The sequence below is a fragment of the Frateuria terrea genome (assembly GCF_900115705.1).
Lineage (GTDB): Bacteria > Pseudomonadota > Gammaproteobacteria > Xanthomonadales > Rhodanobacteraceae > Frateuria_A > Frateuria_A terrea.
On sequence record NZ_FOXL01000002.1, the window covers coordinates 353,706 to 375,026 of the forward strand.

The window sequence follows — 21,321 nt, forward strand, 5'->3', positions numbered from 1 at the left end:
ACCGCGGCAAGGCCAGGGTGGGACGGAGGATCGGATGCGCCGTCGGTGGCGCATGACCGGCCTGTGGACAGGGCCCGCGCGCAACGCTCCCCGGGCCCCATCAGGCGATCAGCGCCGGGACGCCATGGCAACCGGGATGGTCCCAGCTTCCATGGGCCAGGACTTTCCTCTAACGCGGACGTTGTTACCGGTGGCGCGGCGCCGGGGCCGGTGCGACACCGCGCGAGGCGTTCTGAGTCGGCGGGTTGAAGATGCGTGGCTGGCTGGGCCAGTAGTAGCCGGGCGGGCGCTGGTAGAACCGTTGCCGCGGCGACATGTCGGTGCGGCTCTTCAACGCCAGCCGATGGCCGTCGATGTGCACCCAGTACCAGGAGCCCGGCGGCACCGGCGAGGTCGATACGTAGACGAAGCGGGCGTCGTACTGGCCGTCCGGCCGCGAAGAGGTTTCCAGGCCCAGGTTGATGACGAACTGGCTCGATACCGCCCGCCCGTGGTCGTTCGCCGGCTTGGTGATCATCTCGTCCAGGGTCTGGCGCAACAGCCGGTCGTAGCGCGGCGCCAGCTCGACCGCGGGCGAGACGTCGGTGACCTTGCCGTGGCTGTCCACCTGCACCAGCACAGGCAGGACCCTGGGCGTGAAGTGGTTGATCGACATCGAGGTGGCCGCCGCGCCCTGGCCAGCGACCAGCGCGCCCGACGCCAGGAACGCACAGAACCTTTTCATGAAGACCTCCGCGTTTCGTGGCCAACCCCCTTGTTGATAGTAGTACCGCCATGGGGGTGCCACCAGCAGCCCCGTCCATGTGCCGACTGTCGATTCCCGGCCTGCCCGAGCGTCGTGATGCACGACCCCGAGGAAACCCGCCATGCCCGGAACCCTGCCCCGGCTCTATGCCCACCCGTTTTCCTCCTACAGCCAGAAGGCGCTCGTCGCCCTGTACGAGAACGACACGCCGTTCGAATACCGCTCGCTGGAGGATCCCCAGGCCAACCAGGAGCTGGCGGCGTTGTGGCCGATGCGCCGCTTCCCCGTACTGGTCGACCAGGGCCATACGGTGATCGAGGCGAGCTGCGTCATCGAGTACCTGGAGCTGCACCATCCGGGCCCGGTGCGCCTGATCCCAGCGGACCCGAAAGCGGCGCTCCAGGTGCGCATGCTGGACCGGTTCTTCGACAACTACCTGTCGACGCCCCAGCAGAAGGTCGTGATCGACCGCCTGCGTCCGGAAGCGAGCCGCGATGCCCACGGCGTGGACGAAGCCCGCAGGATGCTGGAGACGGCCTACGCCTGGCTGGACAGGCACATGGCCGGACGCGAGTGGGCTGCCGCCGATGGCTTCAGCCTGGCCGACTGCGCGGCCGCGCCCTTCCTGTTCTATGCCCACTGGACCCACGCCATCGATCCGGCGTTTGCCAATGTGCACGCCTATCGCGCGCGCCTGCTGGCGCGGCCCTCGTTCGCCCGTGCGGTCGACGAGGGACGGCCTTATCGCCATTACTTCCCGCTCGGCACGCCCGATCGCGACTGAACCTGCCCGGAGACCCGACCATGATCCCATCCACCCTCGTACCCGCCACCGAGCTGGCACGACGCAACCCCATGCGCTTCCCCAACGAGAGCGAGGCTTATCGCCTGGCCCGCCAGGCCCTGCTCGCGGAGGAAATCGAGCTGCGCCGCCACATCGAGCGCGTGGCTGAACAGCGTCGCGCGCTGCCGCCGGGCGGCGAGGTGACCGGCAACTACCGTTTCGCGGGCGAGCAGGGACCAGCCGACTTCGCCGGCCTGTTCGGCGACAAGCAGACGCTGGTGGTCTACAGCTGGATGTTCGGACCGCAGCGCGCACGCCCTTGCCCGATGTGCACTTCGCTGCTCAGCGCATGGGACGGCGAGGCGCGCGACATGGAACAGCGCATCGCGTTGGCGGTGGTGGCGCGTTCGCCGATCGAACGGCTGAGCGCGTTCAAGCGCGAGCGCGGCTGGCGCCAGCTCAGACTCTATTCGGACCTCGATGGAGCCTACAGCCGCGACTACTTCGGCATGGCAAGCGACGGCAGCGACGGTGACCAGGCCGGCTTCAACGTGTTCACCCGCCGCGGCGGCGTGATCCGCCATTTCTGGAGCGGCGAGATGGGCTTCGAGAGCGCCGATCCGGGCCAGGACCCGCGCGGGGCACCGGACCTGATGCCGTTGTGGACGGTACTCGATTGCACGCCCGAAGGGCGCGGCACCGACTGGTATCCGCGACTGGACTACCAAGAGCCGACGCACGCCACCACCGGCTGAGCACCCGGCCGCGCCATCGTTGGATGACGAAGGGCCGCATGGCGGCCCTTCCGGTCATGGCATCGCCCAGAGTCATCCCCGCCTGCCGTCGTGGTCGCCGTCCTTGCGGCGCACCAGGCCCCGCCCGCTGCCCTCCTCGCGGTAACCCTGCTTCGACGCCGCCTGTGGCTGGCGGCGGCTCTGGATATCCCTGGCCTCGCTCTTCAGTCCCTCCTTGTGTTGCGCATTGAGCTTCTGCTGCTCGGGACGCATGCATCCTCCTGTCGCGAACCGGGCCACGAGTGGGTCACGGGAGGCGGGCCCGACCATCCGCCTCGCCGCGCACTCGGCCGGCGTCAGCCGCCGCCGTTCCTGGGATTCTGTCCAGCGCCGGAGTGCTTGCCGTAGCCGCCCTGCCGGTTGGCGCAGTTGGCCTGGTCGCCCCAATCGGTCGATCCCCTGCTGGCAGCGCCCTGCACTGGGGAGCCCGGTGGGCGGTTGGCTTCGGCGACGTTGCCCGCGGCGGTCGAGACCCGGTTGGCGCAACCTTCGGTGGTGCCATTCATGCCGTTGGCACCGTTGGCTCCGTTCATGCCGGCGGTGGCTCCGCCCATCGTGCCCTGGGCGCCGTTCTGCCGTTGGCCGGCCTGTCCCGGGGCGGACCCGCTGTTGCCGGCATTGCCGCCGCCGGTGCTCTGCGCGTAGGTGCCGCCACAGGCCATCGTGATGGCGATCGCACCGGCCACCAGGGTTTCCATGCAAATGTCCTTGGGCCATCGCCTCGTCTGGATGGGGAGCACGGCCAGGAAAAGCGGTCCGGCCGATAGGCAAGAGTGCGCAGCATCGGGTTCGATGGGCGCGACCCCGCCGCGCCGCAGGTGAAACCAGGCGCGGCCATGTTGCTGGCGTTCGGGGTCCGCAAGAGGGCAGACACAAGTCTGCGCGCCGCGCGCAACCCGTGGTTCAGGCGGACAGATCGGCGTGCGACACGTACAAGTCAGCCTCCACGCCCGATACAGCATAGCGACGTTCGACCCGACCGGTGCCCGACCACGCGATGTCGATCAGACGCGAGCCGAAACCCACGCGCTCCGGCGCGGCCACCGGCGGCCCGCCCGCTTCGCGCCAGCAAATCAGCAACCCGTCGGGACTCAACCGCCACTGCAGCGCGACGCGCCCGCCGGGTACCGACAACGCGCCGTATTTGATCGCGTTGGTGGCCAGTTCGTGCAGCACCAGCGACAGCGCGACCATCGTGCGCGGGCCCAACGGCACGTCCGGTCCAGCCATGTCGATACGCTCGGCGTACGGCGCCAGCAACGTATCGATCATGCGACGCATCGGCGCGGCGCCCCAGCGTTGCTGCAGCAGTACGTCGTAGGCCTCGCCCAGGGCACGCAGCCTCGCCTGGAAGGCGTTCATACCCGTGGGGTCGTTGAAGGTACGTGCGGCAATCCCCTGGACCATTGCCAGGGTGTTCTTCAACCGGTGCGCCAATTCATCGCGCAGAATCTCGGCCTCGCGACGGGCGGTGACCATCGCGGTCGTCTCGACCACCGTGTCCATCACGCCGCCGACACGGCCGTCGCCCATCCGCACCGGATGATAGGAGAAGGTAAACCAGCCGCTCTCGAGCTCTCCGAAACGGTCGAGCTCCACCTCGAAATTCTCGATGTAGGTGGGCTCGCCCTCGAGCGCGCGGTCTGCAATCGGACCAAGCACCTCCCAGGCCTCGGCCCAGATGTCGCGGAAGCTGCGCCCCAGCGCCTCAGGCTTATTGCCCAGGATCGGCCGGAACGCATCGTTGTAGATCGTGGTCAGCGACGGCCCCCACATCAGCGCTTTGGGAAACCCCGACTCGAGCACCAGGCCGGCGGCCGTACGCAGCTCGATCGGCCACTGTTCCATCGGCCCCAACGGCGTCGACGCCCAATTGAATTCCCGTACCCGCCGCGCCATGCCGTCCCTGTCGGGCAGCCAGGCAAGGTCGTGCTGGCTGTGTTCCGGTCGATTCAAGGGTGGCTCCGACTGGCGGGTGAACTCGTGCACTGCCCGGGTACGCGAGACGGCAACATGCCATGGAAAACCCCTGCTGCGAATGCGCCCGGGGCGCGCCAGCCGCCTCGCCTGGACAGTCCATGGACCGCTCTCCTTGAATCCATCCAGCTGGCACGACTCGCCGACTTACCGGTTTCTAACAGCCGCGGGCGCATTGTCGGGAAACCGGGCGCCTGCCGATGCCGGACGCCCAATGTTGTCCGCGCGCGCGGCCTTCCACCGTTTCCGCAACCGACTCGCCAGGAGCCACACCATGCCACACAAGCAACGCCCTGTATCGGTCGCCGACATCCACACCATCTACGGCGGCAAGCGGCCGGCCGAAAAGCCTCACGAATCGGCGAGCTATCGCAAGGCCTCCTTCTCCGTCCGCGAGCCGGGCCACCCCGGAGCGCCGCCACCGCGCCTGCCGCCAGAGAGCAAGACGCGCAGCCGTTGATCCTACGCGGGCCCCGCGCGACACGCGTGGCCCGCTGACTTGCGACAAAGCCCTTGCCGCTCCCCGCGCAGATCCCGCCCGGCCTGCGCCCGCGCCATCCTCGCTGAACAAGCGCGTCCGCGGTCGCGGCCTGGGTCAGCGCGTGCGCACCCGACGCGACGCACGCGCTGCCCTGCCGGCCTTGGCGCGCACGATCCGCTTCCGCACTGTCTGGCCGGCTCGTCCCCGGCAGCTTTGCCATATTCGGACGCAACCCCCGACCCGCTCACCGCACACTTGCAGGGCGCGGAAAGGAGCGAGAAAGATCGCGCGGCTAGTGTCCGCATCGTCTTCGACGAACCCGTGCGAATCCGATGTCCCTCACCGGCTGGACCATCCTCTGCGATTTCGACGGCACCATCTCCGTCGAAGACGTGATCGACTCGTTGCTGGACCGGTACGGCCGCCCGGGCTGGGAACAACTGGAGCACGACTGGCGCGCAGGCCGGATCGGTTCGCGCGCCTGCATGAGCGGCCAGGTGTCGCTGCTGGACCTGAGCCGGGACGAACTCGACGCCCACCTGGCCGAAGTATGGATAGACCACGCCTTTCCCGCGTTCGTGGCCAAGGCGCGCGGACTGGGCGTTCCCATCCACGTGGTGAGCGATGGGCTGGACTATGCGATCCAGCGCATCCTGGGCCGCCATGGGCTCGGTGACCTGCCCGTCTCGGCCAACCACCTGGCCCCCGCCGTCCCGCCGCAGCGCTGGCTGCTGACCTCGCCGTTCCAGGCGCCCGGCTGCGGCAGCGGCACCTGCAAATGCGCCTGCGCCGAACAGGCACGCGCCGGCGGAACCAGGACGCTGCTGATCGGCGACGGCGCCTCCGACTTCTGCGCGGCTGACCGTGTCGACTTCGTCTTCGCCAAGCACCGCCTGATCGAGCACTGCCGTGCCGCGGGCATTCCCTACGTGCCGATCACCGGCTTCGAGGATGCGCTGGAGCTGCTGCCCGCATTGCTCGACGGCAGCCTGGTCGGCCACCCGACGCTGCCCGCCCCGCTGGGCTCCCCTGCCTGATCCCGGAAAAAACACTCATGACCTTGTTCGACAAGCACGCCTCGGTAGTGATCGACGACGCCCAACTGCTCGCCGACGAAGCGCAGTACAGCTCCTTCGGCGACACCGTCCACTACGTCGACCCGCCGAAGATCTTCCGCCGCTGCGAAGGCAGCTGGATGTACGACAGCGCCGACGTACCGTTCCTGGACCTGCAGATGTGGTACTCGGCGGTCAACTTCGGCTACGGCAACCCGCGCCTGAACGACACGCTCAAGCGCCAGATCGACCTGTTGCCGCAGGTGGCCAGCCAGTACCTGCACCAGAGCCGCATCGAGCTGGCCAAGACCATTGCGCTGGACGTGCAGGGCAAGTTCGGCACCAAGGGCCGCGTGCACTTCAACGTGGGCGGCGCGCAGGCGATCGAGGATTCGCTCAAGCTCGTGCGCAACGCCAGCAACGGCAAGAGCCTGATGTTCGCGTTCGAGGGCGGCTACCACGGCCGTACGCTCGGAGCCTCGTCGATCACCTCCAGCTACCGCTACCGCCGCCGCTTCGGCCACTTCGGCGAGCGCGCGATGTTCATCCCGTTCCCCTATCCGTTCCGCCGCCCGAAGGGCATGACGCCGGAGGAATATTCGGACGCCTGCGTGCGCCAGTTCGCGCGCTTGTTCGAGACCGAATACAACGGCGTGTGGGACCCGAAGGTGAACCAGGCCGAGTACGCAGCCTTCTACGTCGAGCCGATCCAGGGCACCGGCGGCTACGTGATCCCGCCGGCGAATTTCTTCCGCGACCTGAAGAAGGTGCTCGACCAGTACGGCATCCTGCTGGTGGTCGACGAAATCCAGATGGGTTTCTGGCGCACCGGCAAGCTGTGGTCGATCGAGCATTTCGGGGTGACGCCGGACGTGCTGGTGTTCGGCAAGGCGCTGACCAATGGGCTCAATCCGCTCTCCGGCCTGTGGGCGCGCGAGGAACTGATCAACCCCACCGTGTTCCCTCCCGGCTCCACGCACTCGACGTTCAACTCCAACCCGCTCGGCACCTCGCTCGGACTGGAAGTGATCCGGATGGGCTACGAGCTCGACTACGAAACCAGCGTGCCGGCCAAGGGCGCGCACTTCCTCGAGGGCCTGCGCGATCTGCAGAAGCGCCACAAGGAAATCGGCGACGTCGACGGCCTCGGCCTGGCGCTGCGCGCGGAGATCTGCACCGAGGACGGCTTCACGCCGAACAAGGCGCTGCTCGACCGGATGGTCGACATCGGCCTGGCCGGCGATCTCGAACACAACGGCAGGAAGACCGGCCTCGTGCTCGATGTCGGGGGCTGGTACAAGAACGTGATCACGCTCGCGCCCTCGCTGGACATCACGCATGAGGAGATCGACCTGGCGATCGCGCTGCTGGACCAGCTGCTGACCCGTGCCAAACGCGGCTGATCCATTTTAGGAGGACGCACCATGAACGCCTCGCTTTCCGACGAATCCATCCGCGACGAGATCTACGCCATCGTCGCCAAGCAGGCCAAGCTCGACGTCGCGTCGCTTCGGCCCGACGCGACCCTCAAGGACCTGGGTGTCGCCTCGCTCGAAGCCATCGAGCTGATCTTCGACATCGAGGAGCACTTCGACATCACCTTCCCCGACGAGGGCGCGAACTTCGACACCGATACCGTGCAGCACCTGATCGACGCGGTGCGCGGCGCGCTGCAGGCGAAGTCCGGTGGTTCGGAGGCGACCGCGTGAATCCTTCGCGGCGGCGTGTCGCGATCACTGGAATGGGCGCGATCAGCCCGTATGGCGAGGGCGCCGCGCTGTTGTGGAGCGGCCTGCGCGCCGGCCTCAGCGCGATCCGGCCCTTGCGGCACGCTCGTGCCGAGGAAGTCCGCGTGAAGGTGGCGGCGCAGGTACCGGACAGCTTCGACCCCGCCGCGCGGTTCGACGAACGCATCCTGCCGCAGCTCGACCGGACCTCGCAGTTCGCACTGCTGGCGGCGCGGGAAGCCGTGGCGCAGTCCGGCCTGGACTTCGCCTCGGCGGGACTGGGCCGGCGCACCGCTGTGGTCATCGGCACCGGTGTCGGTGGCGAGAACACGCAGAGCGAACAGGCCCGGCGGCTGTACGGCGAAAACGCGACCCGGCTGCATCCGCTGACCATCGTGCGGGTGATGCCCAATGCGCCGGCAAGCCAGATCAGCATCGCCCTGGGCGCGCATGGCCCGACCTTCGGCATCGTCAGCGCCTGCGCCTCCTCGAACCACGCGATTGCACAGGCGGCCATGCTGATCCGTGCAGGCATGGCCGACGTGGCGATCGCCGGCGGTACCGAAGCATGCATCACCTACGGCGCGCTGCGCGCCTGGGAAGCGATGCGGGTCCTGGCCGACGACACCTGCCGCCCGTTCAGCGTCAACCGGCGGGGACTGGTGCTGGGCGAAGGAGCCGGCGTATTCGTGCTCGAAGCCATGGACCATGCCTACGCCCGTGGCGCGACGCCGCTGGCCGAACTGGCCGGCTTAGGCATGACCGCCGACGCCGGCGACATCGTCGCGCCCGATCCGGCCGGCGGTGCCGCGGCGATGGCACAGGCGCTGGCCGACGCCGGCCTGGTCCCCGAGGAGATCGACTACATCAACGCCCATGGCACCGGCACGCCGGCCAACGATCCGACCGAGACGATGGCCATCCACCGGGTTTTCGGACCGCACGCACGGCGCCTGGCAGTCTCCTCGACCAAGTCGATGCACGGCCATGCGCTGGGCGCCTCGGGCGCGCTGGAGCTGGTCGCGGTGCTGGGCGCGCTCGCCGAAGGCGTGGTGCCGCCGACCGCCAACCTGGACCAGCCCGACCCGGCCTGCGACCTCGACTACGTGCCCAACACCGCGCGCGACATGCCGGTGCGCGCCGCGCTCAGCAACTCGTTCGCCTTCGGCGGGCTCAACGCGGTGCTGGCGCTCAAGCGCGCATGAGGCAGCCATCATGGCGTACTCCACCGCGCTTGAACCGGCCGCACTGGTCGAGCAGTTCCTGGCGCATCCGCCGATAGGATTCACGGCCGAGTCCTCGCCCTCGGGCATACCGACCTTTTTGGCGCGCTTCGACCTGCTGACCACGGCCGACGACGCGCTGCGCAAGCGCATCACCGGACTGCCGCTGTATCCCCTGTGGGGAAGGCTGTTGCGCTGGCGCACGCGTTTCGCCGGCTGCACCGTGACCGAGTACACGCCGCTGCCGACCGGCACGGCCGAGGGGCTGGCGGACGAACTGCTCGCCGCCTATGGCCGCGAGTGCGCTTTGCTCATCGTCAAGGACCTGCCGCAGGATTCGCCGCTGCTCGACGCGTCGGCCAACAGGCAGGCCGACGCGTTAGCGGCCGCGCTCGCGGCACGCGGGTTCCTACTGCTCGAGGGCATGCCACTGGCCTGGGTGCCGGTGGACTTCCATTCGACCGACGACTATCTCGCACGGCTGTCGGCGGCCCGCCGCAAGGACATCCGGCGCAAGCTGCGCGCGCGCGAACGGCTGCAGATCGACGCCGTGCCGACCGGCGCGCCCTGCTTCGCCCAGGCCGACGTCATCGGCGAGTACTACGCCCTGTACCGCAACGTGCATGCGCAGAGCGAGATCCAGTTCGACCTGCTCGACGAGGCGTTCGTCGCTGCATTGCTCAACGACGGGCACAGCGCAGGCATCGTCTTCACCTACCGCAGCGGCGGGCGGCTGATCGGCTGGAACCTCTGCTACGAATACGCCGGCAAGCTGGTCGACAAGTACGTCGGCTTCGTCTATCCCCAGGCGCGCGAGCACAACCTGTATGCGGTCAGCTGGATGCACAACCTGGACTACGCCTGCGCGCGCGGCCTGAGCCACTACGTCGCCGGCTGGACCGACGCACGGGCCAAGGCCCATCTGGGCGCGCAACTGAGCCGCACGCGGCATGCGGTCTACCTGCGCAACCCGCTGCTGCGCGCGCTGCTGCGCCGCCTGGCGCATCGTTTCGAGGGCGAGCCGGTGGCCACCGCCCAGGCCGGAGCAGGCCCGTGACCCGGCCGATCGTGCTCGACATCGACCAATCGGTGGGGCCGCTGACGGGACGGCTGGTGGTGCCACTGGCGCACTGGCAGGAGGCGCTGCGCTTCGGGTGCTCGCTGCGGACGCTGGGACGGTTCGACCGCGTGCTGGACGACCTGCTGCCCGACCCCCACGCCACCGCGATGCTGGGCAGCGGCGATTTCCACCATCTGAGCCTGCCCCTGATCGCACGCGCGGGCGACGCCAAGCCGTTCCAGGTGGTCGTACTGGACAACCATCCGGACAACATGCGCTATCCGTTCGGCGTGCATTGCGGCTCGTGGGTGCGACGGGTCGCGCAGTTGCCGCAGGTCAGCCACGTACACGTGGTGGGCATCGGCTCGGACGACATCGGCCGTGCCCATGCATGGGAGAACTACCGCGCGCCGCTGCGCAGCGGCCGGCTGAGCTACTGGAGCGTCGGCGTCGATGTCCGCTGGGCCCGCGACGCCGGCCTGGCCCATGCATTCCATGGGTTCGATACCCCGGCCGATCTCGTGGATGCCTTCCGCGAGCAGCAGCTGGCCCGGCCGCTGCCCACCTATCTGTCCATCGACAAGGACGTCTTCGCGCCGGACGTGGCGCGCACCAACTGGGACCAGGGCCAGCTGCGGCTCGAACACGCCCTCGCCCTCATCGACAGCCTGCGCGGCGGACTGGTGGGCAGCGACATCACCGGCGAGGTCTCGCTCTACCGCTACCGCAGCTGGTGGAAGCGCCAGTTGTCCGCGATGGACGCCCAGCCGGTCGTGGACGAGCGCGAGCTGGGGCAGTGGCAGGCGCAGCAGCATGCGCTCAACGAGCGCTTGCTGGCGGCGATCGGGAAACGCGTCGAAGCAGGCAGCCTGGGCGCGATCAGTTAGTCCTTGTCGTTGTCGATCGAGTTCTCCAGCACCTGTCCGTCCATCGCGTCCACGCCCACCTCGTGGGTGACGCCCCTGGCCATGATGTCGAAGGAATAGCGCAGGCCGCTGCCGCCCTTTTCCTTTTCCAGCTCTTCCTTGGTGATCTTGCCCGGGAAAGTCTTCAGGGCGATGGTGCGCGCCTCGGTCATGCTGACATGCGGCTTCATGCCGGACCTGGTGGGTGCGGCGGCGGCGAAGGCGGCGGTGCCGAAGGCTAGCGAGGAAGCGAAAAGAATCCACTGGCGCATGACAGTCTCCTGTTGGGTTGCCGATAGGACGTTCGCGGCGCCTACAAGGTGACCTCTATCGATTAGATGGCGCTTACCTGCGTCTCGCCGCGGCGTGAAGGCAGCGCCCCAAGCACGCGCCCGATGACCGTGGCGACCTCTTCGAACGTGGCGTCGTCCAGCCAAGGGCTGTTGCTGAGCGTGAGCGTGCGCTGCGCGAAGTCGCGCGCGTTGGGCATCGGCTCCCGCGGCACCCGGTCAGCGAGGTAGGCGTAGTCGGGCAAGGCATGGACGAACAACCGGCTCACGCCCACGCCCGCCGTCCACAACCGGGCCAGCACGGCATTGCGGAGTGCCTCGTCGGGCAAGCGCAGCAGCAGAAACGGCCAACTGCCCTCGGCATCGGCACCCGGCCGGATCACCTCGAGGCCGTCGATCTGCTGCAGGCGGGCCACACGCGGGCTGGCTTGCGCGCGGCGCTCGGCGAGGAAGGCCGGCCAGCGCGCGGCCGCATGCGTGCCCACGCCCTGGCGCCAACGGCCTACGCGGTGCAGCGGGATGCCGGCAGCAAAGCGGTCGCCCACGGCCGCGACCGGATCGCCCTGCCGCAGCTTCCGCCGCAGCGGCCGGCCATAGGCGAGGGCCAGTCCTTCGGGCCGATATAGCGCAGCCAGTCCCAGCAGTTCCACGCAGCGGCGCAGTTCCCACCCGCCGCCGCGCGAGGCCAGCATGTCGTGCACGCGCTGCAGCGCCGCGCGCAACGACGGGTCGCGCGCGGTCAGCAGGCCGCCCTCGTAGATGGAAAGCCCCTTGCCCGCGGCGAGGCTGAAGAAGCCGATGTCGCCGCGCAGCCCCACGCTCCAACCGCGATCTCGCGCGCCCAATGCCTGGGCCGCATCCTCGACGACCCACGCCCCGGCCTGTCGCGCGATGGCACGAGCCATGTCGACGTCCGCGACCAGGCCGGCCAGGTGCGTCGGGACGACCGCCAGCGTGTCCGCGCCACAGACCCGTGCCAGCGCCGCCGGATCCATGTCGAAGTGACCGGGACGGGTGTCGCACAGCCGCAGGTGCAGGCCCAGGCTGTGCACCGCGATGGCGACCAGCGGGCAGGTGTAGGCCGGCACCACAACGACGCGGCGGTGCGGCGCGCGTTCGCTCAGCGTGCGCAGCGCCACCAGCAGCGCGGCGGTGCCGGAACAGGTCAGCAGCAGCGGCGGCGTACCGAGTTGCTCCGCCAGGGTCTCGGGCAGTGCGCCGCGGCGCGGCAACAGGTCAGCGGCCCGCAGCGGCAGGCCGGCCGTGGGCGGAATCTCGCGGAAGGCGCGGCGGCGCATGGGGCTCAGCCTGCGATGTCGGGCACCGCCTCGGGCGCGTCCCGCTCGGCCGCGCCCAGGCAGACGATGCCGGCCACGATCGCCACCGCCCCGAGCACGCGCGGCGTGGTCAGCGGCTCGTGCAGCAACCAGACCGACAGCAGCATCACGCTGACCACTTCCAGGTGCGAGGCGGCGAAGGCGGGCCCGATCGGCGCGTGCTTGAGCAGGCTCATCCAGGTGAAGAACGCGCCCAGGTAACCCACCAGCGCGCCATAGATCCAGGGCTGTCCGAATACACGCAGCAGCCAGCCAAGGTTCGCTGCGACCGGCAGCGCGTGGCTGCCTGCCAGCTTGAAGGAGAGCTGCGCGAGCGTGTCGAAGCTCATCAGCAGCAGGAAGCCGAACAGGTAGAACCGCCTCATCCGCCCGCTCCCACGATGGCCACGCCCAGGCTCACCAGGCCGATGCCGAGCACGCGCAGGCGGGTGAGCTTTTCGCCGAACAGCAGCCGCCCCGCCAGCATGATCGCCACGATGTTGATGGAGCCCAGCAGCACGCCCTCGGACAAGGGCACCAGGGAGAGGAAGGCGATCCACACCAGGAACTCGACCACGTAGCAACCGATGCCGAGCCACAGCCATGGCCGCGCGGCCATGTGGCGCCAGCGCGCCAGGCCGTCACCGGCATGCGGGTCGCCGGCGGCGGCCTTGAAGGCGAGCTGGCCGACGCTGTCGAACGTCACGTTGGCAATCCACAGGGTGAGCGTCAGCGGCGCCATCGCCGTCAGTCCACCGACACCGGGGCCGTGCGCCCGGCGGCGATCCCGTCGAAGAAACGCGCCGAATGCTCGATCAGCGTGCGCCGCTGCTTGTCGATCGTGATCATGTGGTAGCTGTCTTCCAGCAGCAGCAGCTCGGCCGGCGCGCTTACCCGACGCATCACCAGCTCGGCGTTGCGCACGCTGGCCACGTCGTCGTCGCTGGCGTGCGCCACCAGGCAGGGCGAGACGACCTCCGGCAGCTGGCGGCGCACCTGCATCGACAGCAAATGCAGGTCGGCCAGCGAGTGCCAGGGATTGCCGAGCAGCCCGGCAATGGTGCTGTCGCCGCTGCGCATCGCCGCGCTGACCTGTTCGCGCAGGCGTTCGTCGCGCAATCCATACGGCGGCTGTTCGAGGAAGGCGCGCGCGCGCCCGAGGCCGAGCCGCTTGGCCAGCGGCAACAGGAAGGACAGGCGCGCCGACCAGGGAATGCTCCAGCCGTCATAGCGGAAGGTGGCGCCGTAGACACCCACGCCGGCGACCTGGTGCGGTCGGTCGGCGGCAAGCTTCAAGGCCAGCAGCGCGCCCATCGACAGGCCGCCGACGAACAGCTGGTCGACCTTCGCGAGCAGCGCATCGGCGGCCTGCTCCACGCTCGCGTACCAGTCACGCCAGCCGGTAGCCAGCAGGTCGTCGGTGTCGCCGCAGTGGCCGGCCAGTTGCATGCCGTGCACGGTGAAGCCGGCGTTGTTGAGGCCCTTGCCGAGCAGCCGCATTTCCATCGGCGTGCCGGTCAGGCCATGGATCAGCAGGACGCCGCGGCGGTCGCCTTCGAGAAAGAAATCGGCCTGGCGGATCACGCGGCTACCTCGGGATGGACGACACACAGCCTCGCATGAGCCCGTTTCATCGGCCTTTCGCGGCCGGACCGGAGCCCGCTCCGAATCGCACCATGACGCGCTGGCCCACGCGCGGCGTCTGCGCGGTATCGAAGGCGAGCACGCACTCGACCGTGCGGCTGTTGGCGCGCAGCTGCGGATCGTCCTCCAGCGTGGACGGCCCGACCACCGTGCCCACCCGCAGCACGTGCGCATGCCAGGGCCTGGCGTCGGGCGAGGCATCGGCGCTGACCAGCGCCGGCATGCCCGGCCGCACCGCATCGACGTAGGCTTCGCTCAGGTCCGCACGCACGATCCGCGGCGTGCGCGGCAGCAGCACGAACAACGCGCCGGCCTGTGGCGAGACGCTGGCGCCGGGCTGGGCGGACACGCGCACCACGTCGGCGTCGATCGGCGCGCGCAGCGTGCGCTGCGCCAGCTCGAAGCGGGCGCCTGCGAGCTTCTGCTCGGCCGCCGCCACGCCCGCGCGCATGGCGGTCTGCTGCGCGGTCAGTTCGGTCGCCGCGTTGTGCGCTTCGTCGGCGCCTGGACCGTCGCCGGCACCGGCCCGCTCGGCCTCGGCCAGCCGTTGGGCGCGGGTTTTCGCGGCCGCCAGCCTGTCGCCGAGCAGCGTCAGCTGCGCCCGCGCCTGGTCCAGTTCGGCCTGCGCCGCGGCGACGGCGAGCCGGCCCGGCTCGAGGTCCAGCGACGCCAGCGGTTGGCCGCGGCGCACCCGCTCGCCTTCGTGCACGTCGACCTCGGCCAGGGTGCCCTCGCGCGGCATGCCCAAGCTGAGCAGGCCGCCTTCGACGTCGATGCGCCCGCGCGCGACCGCCGCATAGGCCGGCGCCGGCGCGGTGGTCGGCGGGTCGTCCTGCTGGGCGCAGGCGCACAGCAGCAACGGCGCCAGCAGCGCGAGCGCCGTTGCACGCCGGAGGATGGGCGAAATCATGAAGCGGTCCCTTCGATGGCGGCGATCGGCGCGGGCATGCGCCGGTCGCTCAGGATACGGCCGTCCTCCATCGCCAGCACGCGGTCGGCGTGGCCGATCAGGCGCGGGTCGTGGCTGACGCAAAGCACGGTCGTGCCGTGCACCCGCGCGATACGGTGCAGGATGTCGATGATGACCTGTCCACTGGCGGCGTCGAGCGCGCTGGTGGGTTCGTCGGCGAACAGCAGTTGCGGTTGCTTGGACAGCGCGCGGGCGATTGCGACGCGCTGCTTCTCGCCGCCGGACAGTTCCGCCGGTTTGAGCGTCATGCGGTGGGCCAGGCCCACTTCCTCCAGCGAACGCGCGGCGCGCTCGCGAGCCTCGCGCTTGGTCACGCCCAGGTAATGCAGCGGCAGTTCCACCTGCTCGCGCGCGCTCAGTGCGGGAAAGAGATTGAAGCCCTGGAACACGAAGCCGGTGTGCAGCAGCCGGAAACGCTCCAGCGCGTTGGCATCGAGCTGGTCCAGGGCGGTGTCGAGCGCGAATACGCGTCCGGTGTCGACCTTCTGCAACCCGCTGAGGATCGCCAGCAGCGTGCTCTTGCCGCAACCGGACGGCCCGGAGATCAGGGTCAGCTCGCCGGCATGGATGGACAGCGACAGGTTGTCCAGGACCTGCGTGCGCACGCGGCCGGAGACGAACGCCTTGGCGACGCCTTCGGCGCGCAGGGTGACCGCACCGCCCGCCACGGCACTCATCGCAGCAGGCTCGCCGGATCGGCGTGGCGCAGGCTGCGGATCGCCGCCAGGCCGGACACCGCGGCCAGGCCCATCGCGAGCACCACGCAGGCCAGCGTGGCCGGGGCGTTCAGCACCACCGGCACGTCCTGGCCATGGGCCACCCCGAGCAGCGCACCGCCGAGCAGGGTGGCGCCGAGCAAGCCCAGCGCGCCGACCCAGAAGGCCTGCTCCAGCACCACCCACCGCAACGCGCCGACACCCACGCCGAGCGCGTTGAGCATGGCGTACTCGCGCACCGAGCCGGCCACCGCGGCGACCAGGGTCTGGCTGGTGATCACCGCGCCGACCAGGAACACGACGCCGGCCAGGAACAGCACGCCGGCACCCGCGCCGGTGTCGAGCATCCAGTAGAGCGCGGAACGGCGCGCGAACGCGTGGGCGGTCCACACTTCGTAGGGGCCGAACGAGCGATCGCCGTCGAGGCGCCGGGCCACCGCGTCGGCCTGCGCCGGGTCGCGCAAGCGGGCGACCAGGTAGGTGGGCTGCCCACTGTCGCCCGGATCGGTATCGAGTTGCCTGGCGGTGGCGAGCGAGCTGACCACGTTGACCCCGCCGAGTGCGCGCAGGCCGCTGCTGACGCCGACCACCCGCACGGTATGCCCGTTGATGGCGGCGGTACCGCCGACGGCGACGCCGAGCTTGTCGATGTCGGCGCGGTCCACGATCACCGCATCCGGCTCTTCGAGGCGTGCGCGCAGGGCCGGCGGCAGTGCGTGGGCGAACATCAGCCCATCGGCGTGCGGGTCGATGCCGGAAACGAATACCGATACACCGCCGGTATCGGCATGGCCGCGCCAATCGGCGTCCAGCCAGATGAAAGGTTCGACCTGGGAGACCGCCGGATCCATCAGCAGGCGGTCCTCGATGTTCGGATCGATCGGCCGGCCGAGATTCACGCTCTGGGTGCCCGGGAATCCGATCCACAGGTCCGCGGCCGAGCCGGTGATGTAGACGCTGGCGCTGCCGAAGATGCCCAGCACCAGGGCCGCCTGCAGCAGCTGCAGCAACCCGGCGAAGCCGACCGCGAGGATGGCAGGCAGGAAGCGCCGCCATTCGTGCACCAGCGTCTTGCGGGCCAGGGCGACCATCAGTCGTGACCCTCGGCCAGCGTGGCCTGCTCACCTGCGGGCAGCGGCGCGCCGCCCACGGCCTTGAACAGCGCCACGAACGCCAGGCCGTGGCTGGCGCGTGCCTGGACCAGCGACAGTGCCGCCTGGTCGCGTGCAATGGCGCTCTCCGCCCGGTCCATCGGGCCGGCCAGCTTCAAAGCGGCGCGCCGCGCGACGATCCCGTCGGCATGCTCCAGGGCTGCTGCGGCCTCGCTGCAATGGCGCTCGTACTCGGCCTGCCGCTGCAATCTCCCGATCGCCGTCTCGACCTCGCCAACGCCCTGCAGCACCGCCTGCCGGTACGCCAGCACGCTTGCCTTGAGCTCATGTTGCTTCGCATGCGCCTGTGCCGCCCGCATGCCCCAGTCGAACAGCGGGATATCGATCACGGGACCGAGCGACAGCACCGCGTTGTCGTTCGTGGGCCGGTGCGCCTGCAGGCTGGTCGACCGGATCAGCGAGCCGCCGAGGGCCACGCGCGGATAACGGTCCGCGCGCGCCACGCCGGCCTCGCCCGCGGCGCGCAGCACATCGGCTTGCGCGTGCAGGATTTCCGGACGCGAGCGCAACATGTCCGCCGGTGCGGCCTGCAGCCGCCAGGCGCCGAGCGAGGGCATCGGGGCAGCCTTGAACCAGGCGGGGTCGGGCTCGGCCCGGCCGAGCAGGACTGCCAGTCTCTGCGCGTTGGCGTCCACCGCATCGCGCGGTTCGGCCAGGGCCGCGTCCGCCTGGGCGAGCGCGGCCTTCGCCCGGTCGAGCTCCTGCGCACCCGCCAGGCGCAGCTGCTGGCGGATCTGGAGCGAGGCGTATTGCTGCCGACGCGTGTCGCGGATCCGCTGCAGCCAGCGCTCCTGTTGTTGGGCGGCGCGCAGTTCGAGCCAGTCGCGGGTGACTTCGGCCACCAGCGACACCTGCGCGCCCCGCAGGCCGGATGCCGCGGCGTCGAGATCGCCCTGAGCCATGCGCCGCTCGGCGGTACCGCGGCCGAAGAGATTCAATTCCCACTGCGCGTCGAGACCCACCACGAAGAACGAAGCGCTCGCATCAGGGTCGGGCAGGTCTTCCGTCTTCGCGCTCAGCTGGGGCAGGAATGGCGCACCGACGACGCGGTGCAGGGCGCGCGCGGCGCGCAGGTGCTCCACGGCCTGCGCGACGTCCAGGTTGCGCGCCAGCGCCTGGTCGATCAGCGCATCCAGCTGCGCATCGCCGAAGGCATGCCACCAGCCGTGCAGGTCGGTGGGTGCGGAAGCTGCATCGCCACTGGCATGGCGCCAATGACCGGGCGCGGCTGGACGTAGTTCGGGCAGGGGCGTGGCGGCACAGCCGGCCAATGCGATGCACAGGACGGGGGGCGCGAGCCCTTGCATGCGTCGACGCCAGGCGGGCGCGACCATCGGGCGCCGGAGGGCAAGCATGCAGTGACGTCGAAAAAACATGGCGATCTCAGGCGGCGGCTGGCGGAGGAAATTGCACTTCCACGCTTAGGCCGTGCTGTGCGGTCCGCAGGTAGCGGATGGTAGCCCGATGCCGCTCGGCGATGTGCTGCACGATCGCCAGGCCCAGCCCGGTGCCCTCCTCGTTGGTGCCCGGTACGCGAAAGAACCGCTCGCCCAGCCTGGACAACAGCGCGTCGGGCACGCCCGGGCCGTCGTCCTCGACGCGCAGGCGTACGCCGCCGCCGGGCGATGCCACGAGGCTCACGGTGACGCTGCTGCCGGGCCCGGCATAGCGCAGTGCATTGTCGAGGAGGTTGTCCAGCATCTCGTGCAGGCTGGCGGCATCGCCGTTGACCGGCAGCGGGCCGGGCGGCCCGTGGTAACCAAGGTCGATCCGGGCCGCCAGGGCCTCGGGTACCCGCAGGCTCACTGCCTCCGGCACCAGGCGGGCAAGATCCACCGGCACGTGGGTTGCAGGCTCGGCCAGCGGCGACTGCGCCCGCGTCAGTGCCAGCAGCTGCGCCGAGGTGCGCGCCGCGCGCAGGGTCAGGCGGCGCATGTGACCCAGCGCGTCCCGCAAGGTCTGCGGGCTGTCGTCCGCGAGGGCGCGTTCCACGTGCAGGCTCAGGCCGGCCAGTGGCGTGCGCAGCTGATGGGCAGCGTCGGCAATGAAGCGTTCCTGCAGTGCCAGGGTATCCCTCAGCCGCATGAACAACGCATCGATGGTGCGCGTCAGCGGCAGGATTTCCTGCGGTACGTCCTCTTCGCCGATCGGCGTGATCTCCCGTCCGCGTGCGGCCAGGCGGGCGGTAAGCGGCTGCAGCACGCGAAGCCCGTAGTCCACGCCGAACCAGACCAGCGAGAGCACGCCCAGGATCAGCAGCGTCTGCAGCGGCACGGCCATCAGCAGGATTTCGCGGGCGCGCCGATGCCGGTCGGCCAGGGTTTCCGCCTTGGTTACCGTCAGCGTGTCGCGAGGGTCGAAGTCGGGACGGATGCTCACGGCCGCCACGCGCAGCTTGTGCGAACCCAGCGTGGCGTCGTAGAGCACGGGCGGCTGGTCGACCGGCGGCGGGGCGATCTGGCGGAACTGCGCGTTGTCGGCCAGCACCCCGTGCAGCCGGCTGCGCACGCTGAAATAGCTGCCCTCGTCCGGGTCGTACGCGAGCAGGAAGCGCGCCTGCGGCGAGACGGTGTCTTCGAGCCGGTCGCCGCGCAGCATCTGCGCCAGCGTGAGCGCGTCGTCGCCCAGGTCGCGGTCGTGCACGTGGTTGGAATAGGCCAGCGCCACGCCGTAGGTGAGCAGGGCATCCAGCAGCAGCAGCACTCCGACCGGGATCAGCAGGAACGCCAGCAGGCGCCGCCGCAGGCTCGGTTGCGCCGACCGGCGCGCGGCCGCCGCGACTTCAACCACCGGCCTCGCCCTCTTCGAGCATGTAGCCCAGCCCGCGGATCGTGCGTACGCCGGTACCGCAACCGTGCAGCTTGCGGCGCAGGCGGTGGACCGCGATGTCCAGGCCGTTGTCGGTGAGCTCCTGGTCCCAGTTGCACAGCGACTCGACCAGTTGCGCGCGGCTGGTCAGCCGTCCCACCCGCGATGCCAGTGCCGCGAGCACGCCGAACTCGCGCGCGGTCAGGTCGAGCGCGGTTTCGTCGATCCAGGCGCGCTGCCCGGGCAGGTCCACCCGCAGACGCCCCAGCTTCAGCTCCGGCGTCCCCTTGCTGGCGACCCGCCGCAGCAACGCGCGCACCCGGGCGTTGAATTCGTCCAGCGCGAACGGCTTGACCAGGTAGTCGTCCGCTCCCAGGTCGAGGATCCGCACGCGTTCACGCAGGCCCTCGCGTGCGGTGATCACCAGCACGGGAATTTCGGCGCCGCGTCGGCGCAACCGATGCAGCACGTCACTGCCGTCTAGCTTGGGCAGCCCCAGGTCGAGCACCAGCAGATCGTAGGGCGAATGCTCGTCCAGCATGGCATCGGCCCGCGCACCGTCATCCACCAGGTCGACCGCGTGCCCGCCATGGCGCAGCGCCGCCGCCACGCCGGCGGCGATCGCCCTATCGTCTTCCGCAATCAGGACGCGCATGGCCGAACCTCGGAACGGGCTGGATCCAGATATCGATCGAATCGGATGGTGGGACACCTACCTTTCAAGACGGTTCCGGAGCATCCCGTCGAACGCGTCAGCAAGCTGGAGGGCCGTGGGCCATGCTCCGCCGTGACGCTTAGCATGGGCTTACGGCTCCGCTTGTGCGTGCGGTCGGCGAGGCGCTCGCAGGGTGGCGTCGCGCTCAGGCGGCTTGCAAGGGACGGGCGCCGCGCCGTTCCGGTCCGGAGGGTACCGCAGGAAAGGTCGTCGAAAGAGCACCTGCGTATGGTGGCGACGCCGCCGGCTGCCTTGGAGAGCATCATGCGTGCCTTTCTCTTCCTGTTCGCATTCCTGTTCGCGGGTACCGCCGCCGCCAGTGGCGGCCCGTTTGGCATCGACCATCGCCTGCACTACGACAACAGCGGCATCTGGAAGCGCAGCAACCAGAAGGCGCTGATCTACGGCAGCGTTCTCACCGTGGGCGTCGGTGCACTGGCGCTGGGCGACCACGACGAGCTCGGCGATACGTTCTGGCGCTCGATCGACGCCCTGGTGATCACCGGCGTGAGCACGACGGCGCTGAAGTACACCTTCGGGCGCGAGCGCCCGTCGCAGACCGACGATCCCAACCGCTTCTTCCACCATGGGCAGAGCTTTCCCAGCGGCGAAGTGGCGGCCATGTCGGCGGCGGTAACGCCCTTCATCGTGACCTACGGCGATGAACATCCGGCGGTGTATGCGCTGGCCTTGCTGCCGGCGTACGACGCCGTCGCCCGCATGAAGGTGCACGGGCACTGGCAGAGCGACGTGCTGGTCGGTGCGGCGATCGGGACGGGCGTCGGTATCTGGGCATCGCACCGCAACTCGCCGCTCATCGTCGGCTGGCTGCCCGGCGGCTTCAGCGTGGGCTACGTGCATCACTTCAAACCCTAGCCGGGAACGCGCTGCTCCACCCGGGGTTCACGACGCCGGTGCAACAACCACCGGGTCGCCTCC

At 69.7% G+C, this 21,321-nt stretch carries 25 protein-coding genes; 10 read left to right on the plus strand and 15 right to left on the minus strand.

What is annotated here, in order from left to right:
- Nucleotides 1–184: 184 nt before the first annotated feature.
- Complete coding sequence (locus BMZ38_RS01675) at nt 185–724, minus strand: hypothetical protein (RefSeq protein WP_175483647.1); 540 nt, start codon at nt 722–724, stop codon at nt 185–187.
- A 142-nt stretch (nt 725–866) separates the two neighbouring features.
- Between BMZ38_RS01675 and BMZ38_RS01680 the strand changes: the two genes are divergently transcribed.
- Together BMZ38_RS01680 and BMZ38_RS01685 are read left to right on the plus strand one after the other, a co-directional pair.
- Nucleotides 867–1,529 (plus strand): glutathione S-transferase family protein, encoded by a 663-nt coding sequence (locus BMZ38_RS01680; RefSeq protein ID WP_091333326.1) that lies wholly within the window; start codon nt 867–869, stop codon nt 1,527–1,529.
- 20 nt (nt 1,530–1,549) lie between these two features.
- Nucleotides 1,550–2,284, plus strand: a complete 735-nt coding sequence (locus BMZ38_RS01685; RefSeq protein WP_091333329.1) for a DUF899 family protein — start codon at nt 1,550–1,552, stop codon at nt 2,282–2,284.
- Between the two features lie 72 nt (nt 2,285–2,356).
- Here BMZ38_RS01685 and BMZ38_RS01690 read toward each other — a convergent pair whose 3' ends face one another.
- From BMZ38_RS01690 to BMZ38_RS01700, 3 genes are all read right to left on the minus strand, one after another.
- Nucleotides 2,357–2,536, minus strand: coding sequence for a hypothetical protein (locus BMZ38_RS01690; protein ID WP_091333331.1), 180 nt, complete (start codon nt 2,534–2,536; stop codon nt 2,357–2,359).
- 83 nt (nt 2,537–2,619) lie between these two features.
- Nucleotides 2,620–3,021, minus strand: a complete 402-nt coding sequence (locus BMZ38_RS01695) for a hypothetical protein (RefSeq protein WP_091333333.1) — start codon at nt 3,019–3,021, stop codon at nt 2,620–2,622.
- A gap of 205 nt (nt 3,022–3,226) precedes the next feature.
- A complete protein-coding gene (locus BMZ38_RS01700; protein WP_091461918.1) occupies nt 3,227–4,312 on the minus strand; it encodes a sensor histidine kinase in 1,086 nt (361 codons plus the stop codon).
- 262 nt (nt 4,313–4,574) lie between these two features.
- Here BMZ38_RS01700 and BMZ38_RS01705 point away from each other — a divergent pair, with 262 nt between their 5' ends.
- The 7 genes from BMZ38_RS01705 (at nt 4,575) to BMZ38_RS01735 (ending at nt 10,733) form a co-directional block, all read left to right on the plus strand.
- Entirely contained in the window at nt 4,575–4,760 is a 186-nt protein-coding gene (locus tag BMZ38_RS01705) for a hypothetical protein (RefSeq protein WP_139202363.1), read from the plus strand.
- A gap of 353 nt (nt 4,761–5,113) precedes the next feature.
- Entirely contained in the window at nt 5,114–5,818 is a 705-nt protein-coding gene (locus BMZ38_RS01710) for an MtnX-like HAD-IB family phosphatase (RefSeq protein WP_091333341.1), read from the plus strand.
- A 17-nt stretch (nt 5,819–5,835) separates the two neighbouring features.
- Complete coding sequence (locus BMZ38_RS01715) at nt 5,836–7,239, plus strand: aspartate aminotransferase family protein (RefSeq protein WP_091333343.1); 1,404 nt, start codon at nt 5,836–5,838, stop codon at nt 7,237–7,239.
- Nucleotides 7,240–7,260: 21 nt separating this feature from the next.
- Nucleotides 7,261–7,545, plus strand: a complete 285-nt coding sequence (locus tag BMZ38_RS01720; protein ID WP_091333346.1) for an acyl carrier protein — start codon at nt 7,261–7,263, stop codon at nt 7,543–7,545.
- Nucleotides 7,542–8,768 carry a beta-ketoacyl-ACP synthase II gene (locus tag BMZ38_RS01725; protein ID WP_091333349.1) on the plus strand — a complete coding sequence of 409 codons (1,227 nt, stop codon included), beginning with the start codon at nt 7,542–7,544 and terminating at the stop codon, nt 8,766–8,768. Before BMZ38_RS01720 ends, BMZ38_RS01725 begins: the two co-directional genes overlap by 4 nt.
- 10 nt (nt 8,769–8,778) lie before the next feature.
- On the plus strand, nt 8,779–9,843 hold the full coding sequence (locus BMZ38_RS01730; protein WP_091333352.1) for a GNAT family N-acetyltransferase: 1,065 nt from the start codon (nt 8,779–8,781) through the stop codon (nt 9,841–9,843).
- Nucleotides 9,840–10,733, plus strand: a complete 894-nt coding sequence (locus BMZ38_RS01735) for an arginase family protein (protein WP_091333355.1) — start codon at nt 9,840–9,842, stop codon at nt 10,731–10,733. The genes BMZ38_RS01730 and BMZ38_RS01735 overlap by 4 nt, the downstream gene beginning before the upstream one ends.
- Here the strand turns inward: BMZ38_RS01735 and BMZ38_RS01740 are convergent.
- The 11 genes from BMZ38_RS01740 to BMZ38_RS01790 form a co-directional block, all read right to left on the minus strand.
- Complete coding sequence (locus tag BMZ38_RS01740; protein ID WP_091333357.1) at nt 10,730–11,023, minus strand: PepSY domain-containing protein; 294 nt, start codon at nt 11,021–11,023, stop codon at nt 10,730–10,732. The genes BMZ38_RS01735 and BMZ38_RS01740 overlap by 4 nt on opposite strands.
- Nucleotides 11,024–11,085: 62 nt before the next feature.
- The gene (locus tag BMZ38_RS01745; protein WP_091333359.1) at nt 11,086–12,339 is read right to left on the minus strand and encodes a DegT/DnrJ/EryC1/StrS family aminotransferase; all 1,254 of its coding nucleotides are present in this window, start codon (nt 12,337–12,339) and stop codon (nt 11,086–11,088) included.
- A gap of 5 nt (nt 12,340–12,344) precedes the next feature.
- Nucleotides 12,345–12,743 carry a DMT family transporter gene (locus BMZ38_RS01750; RefSeq protein ID WP_091333361.1) on the minus strand — a complete coding sequence of 133 codons (399 nt, stop codon included), beginning with the start codon at nt 12,741–12,743 and terminating at the stop codon, nt 12,345–12,347.
- Nucleotides 12,740–13,099, minus strand: a complete 360-nt coding sequence (locus BMZ38_RS01755) for an EamA family transporter (RefSeq protein WP_091333363.1) — start codon at nt 13,097–13,099, stop codon at nt 12,740–12,742. Before BMZ38_RS01755 ends, BMZ38_RS01750 begins: the two co-directional genes overlap by 4 nt.
- 5 nt (nt 13,100–13,104) lie before the next feature.
- Nucleotides 13,105–13,941 (minus strand): alpha/beta hydrolase, encoded by an 837-nt coding sequence (locus BMZ38_RS01760; RefSeq protein ID WP_091333364.1) that lies wholly within the window; start codon nt 13,939–13,941, stop codon nt 13,105–13,107.
- Between the two features lie 46 nt (nt 13,942–13,987).
- Nucleotides 13,988–14,911 carry an efflux RND transporter periplasmic adaptor subunit gene (locus BMZ38_RS01765; protein WP_091333367.1) on the minus strand — a complete coding sequence of 308 codons (924 nt, stop codon included), beginning with the start codon at nt 14,909–14,911 and terminating at the stop codon, nt 13,988–13,990.
- A complete protein-coding gene (locus BMZ38_RS01770) occupies nt 14,908–15,648 on the minus strand; it encodes an ABC transporter ATP-binding protein (RefSeq protein ID WP_091333370.1) in 741 nt (246 codons plus the stop codon). The genes BMZ38_RS01765 and BMZ38_RS01770 overlap by 4 nt, the downstream gene beginning before the upstream one ends.
- Nucleotides 15,645–16,778, minus strand: coding sequence for an ABC transporter permease (locus BMZ38_RS01775; protein WP_091333372.1), 1,134 nt, complete (start codon nt 16,776–16,778; stop codon nt 15,645–15,647). Before BMZ38_RS01775 ends, BMZ38_RS01770 begins: the two co-directional genes overlap by 4 nt.
- Nucleotides 16,778–18,166, minus strand: coding sequence for a TolC family protein (locus tag BMZ38_RS01780; RefSeq protein ID WP_091333387.1), 1,389 nt, complete (start codon nt 18,164–18,166; stop codon nt 16,778–16,780). The genes BMZ38_RS01775 and BMZ38_RS01780 overlap by 1 nt, the downstream gene beginning before the upstream one ends.
- Nucleotides 18,167–18,242: 76 nt before the next feature.
- Nucleotides 18,243–19,649 (minus strand): sensor histidine kinase, encoded by a 1,407-nt coding sequence (locus tag BMZ38_RS01785; protein ID WP_091333389.1) that lies wholly within the window; start codon nt 19,647–19,649, stop codon nt 18,243–18,245.
- Nucleotides 19,642–20,322 carry a response regulator gene (locus BMZ38_RS01790; protein ID WP_091333392.1) on the minus strand — a complete coding sequence of 227 codons (681 nt, stop codon included), beginning with the start codon at nt 20,320–20,322 and terminating at the stop codon, nt 19,642–19,644. Before BMZ38_RS01790 ends, BMZ38_RS01785 begins: the two co-directional genes overlap by 8 nt.
- Nucleotides 20,323–20,646: 324 nt before the next feature.
- Here BMZ38_RS01790 and BMZ38_RS01795 point away from each other — a divergent pair, with 324 nt between their 5' ends.
- The gene (locus tag BMZ38_RS01795) at nt 20,647–21,258 is read left to right on the plus strand and encodes a phosphatase PAP2 family protein (protein ID WP_091334316.1); all 612 of its coding nucleotides are present in this window, start codon (nt 20,647–20,649) and stop codon (nt 21,256–21,258) included.
- The last annotated feature ends 63 nt before the right edge of the window (nt 21,259–21,321 follow it).

What these genes read in the sequence shown, in the direction of transcription:
- BMZ38_RS01675 (WP_175483647.1), bottom strand. Translation starts at nt 724, where the DNA reads ATGAAAAGGTTCTGTGCGTTCCTGGCGTCGGGCGCGCTGGTCGCTGGC.
- BMZ38_RS01680 (WP_091333326.1), top strand. Translation starts at nt 867, where the DNA reads ATGCCCGGAACCCTGCCCCGGCTCTATGCCCACCCGTTTTCCTCCTAC.
- BMZ38_RS01685 (WP_091333329.1), top strand. Translation starts at nt 1,550, where the DNA reads ATGATCCCATCCACCCTCGTACCCGCCACCGAGCTGGCACGACGCAAC.
- BMZ38_RS01690 (WP_091333331.1), bottom strand. Translation starts at nt 2,536, where the DNA reads ATGCGTCCCGAGCAGCAGAAGCTCAATGCGCAACACAAGGAGGGACTG.
- BMZ38_RS01695 (WP_091333333.1), bottom strand. Translation starts at nt 3,021, where the DNA reads ATGGAAACCCTGGTGGCCGGTGCGATCGCCATCACGATGGCCTGTGGC.
- BMZ38_RS01705 (WP_139202363.1), top strand. Translation starts at nt 4,575, where the DNA reads ATGCCACACAAGCAACGCCCTGTATCGGTCGCCGACATCCACACCATC.
- BMZ38_RS01710 (WP_091333341.1), top strand. Translation starts at nt 5,114, where the DNA reads ATGTCCCTCACCGGCTGGACCATCCTCTGCGATTTCGACGGCACCATC.
- BMZ38_RS01715 (WP_091333343.1), top strand. Translation starts at nt 5,836, where the DNA reads ATGACCTTGTTCGACAAGCACGCCTCGGTAGTGATCGACGACGCCCAA.
- BMZ38_RS01720 (WP_091333346.1), top strand. Translation starts at nt 7,261, where the DNA reads ATGAACGCCTCGCTTTCCGACGAATCCATCCGCGACGAGATCTACGCC.
- BMZ38_RS01730 (WP_091333352.1), top strand. Translation starts at nt 8,779, where the DNA reads ATGGCGTACTCCACCGCGCTTGAACCGGCCGCACTGGTCGAGCAGTTC.
- BMZ38_RS01740 (WP_091333357.1), bottom strand. Translation starts at nt 11,023, where the DNA reads ATGCGCCAGTGGATTCTTTTCGCTTCCTCGCTAGCCTTCGGCACCGCC.
- BMZ38_RS01745 (WP_091333359.1), bottom strand. Translation starts at nt 12,339, where the DNA reads ATGCGCCGCCGCGCCTTCCGCGAGATTCCGCCCACGGCCGGCCTGCCG.
- BMZ38_RS01750 (WP_091333361.1), bottom strand. Translation starts at nt 12,743, where the DNA reads ATGAGGCGGTTCTACCTGTTCGGCTTCCTGCTGCTGATGAGCTTCGAC.
- BMZ38_RS01755 (WP_091333363.1), bottom strand. Translation starts at nt 13,099, where the DNA reads ATGGCGCCGCTGACGCTCACCCTGTGGATTGCCAACGTGACGTTCGAC.
- BMZ38_RS01765 (WP_091333367.1), bottom strand. Translation starts at nt 14,911, where the DNA reads ATGATTTCGCCCATCCTCCGGCGTGCAACGGCGCTCGCGCTGCTGGCG.
- BMZ38_RS01770 (WP_091333370.1), bottom strand. Translation starts at nt 15,648, where the DNA reads ATGAGTGCCGTGGCGGGCGGTGCGGTCACCCTGCGCGCCGAAGGCGTC.
- BMZ38_RS01775 (WP_091333372.1), bottom strand. Translation starts at nt 16,778, where the DNA reads ATGGTCGCCCTGGCCCGCAAGACGCTGGTGCACGAATGGCGGCGCTTC.
- BMZ38_RS01780 (WP_091333387.1), bottom strand. Translation starts at nt 18,166, where the DNA reads ATGCAAGGGCTCGCGCCCCCCGTCCTGTGCATCGCATTGGCCGGCTGT.
- BMZ38_RS01790 (WP_091333392.1), bottom strand. Translation starts at nt 20,322, where the DNA reads ATGCGCGTCCTGATTGCGGAAGACGATAGGGCGATCGCCGCCGGCGTG.
- BMZ38_RS01795 (WP_091334316.1), top strand. Translation starts at nt 20,647, where the DNA reads ATGCGTGCCTTTCTCTTCCTGTTCGCATTCCTGTTCGCGGGTACCGCC.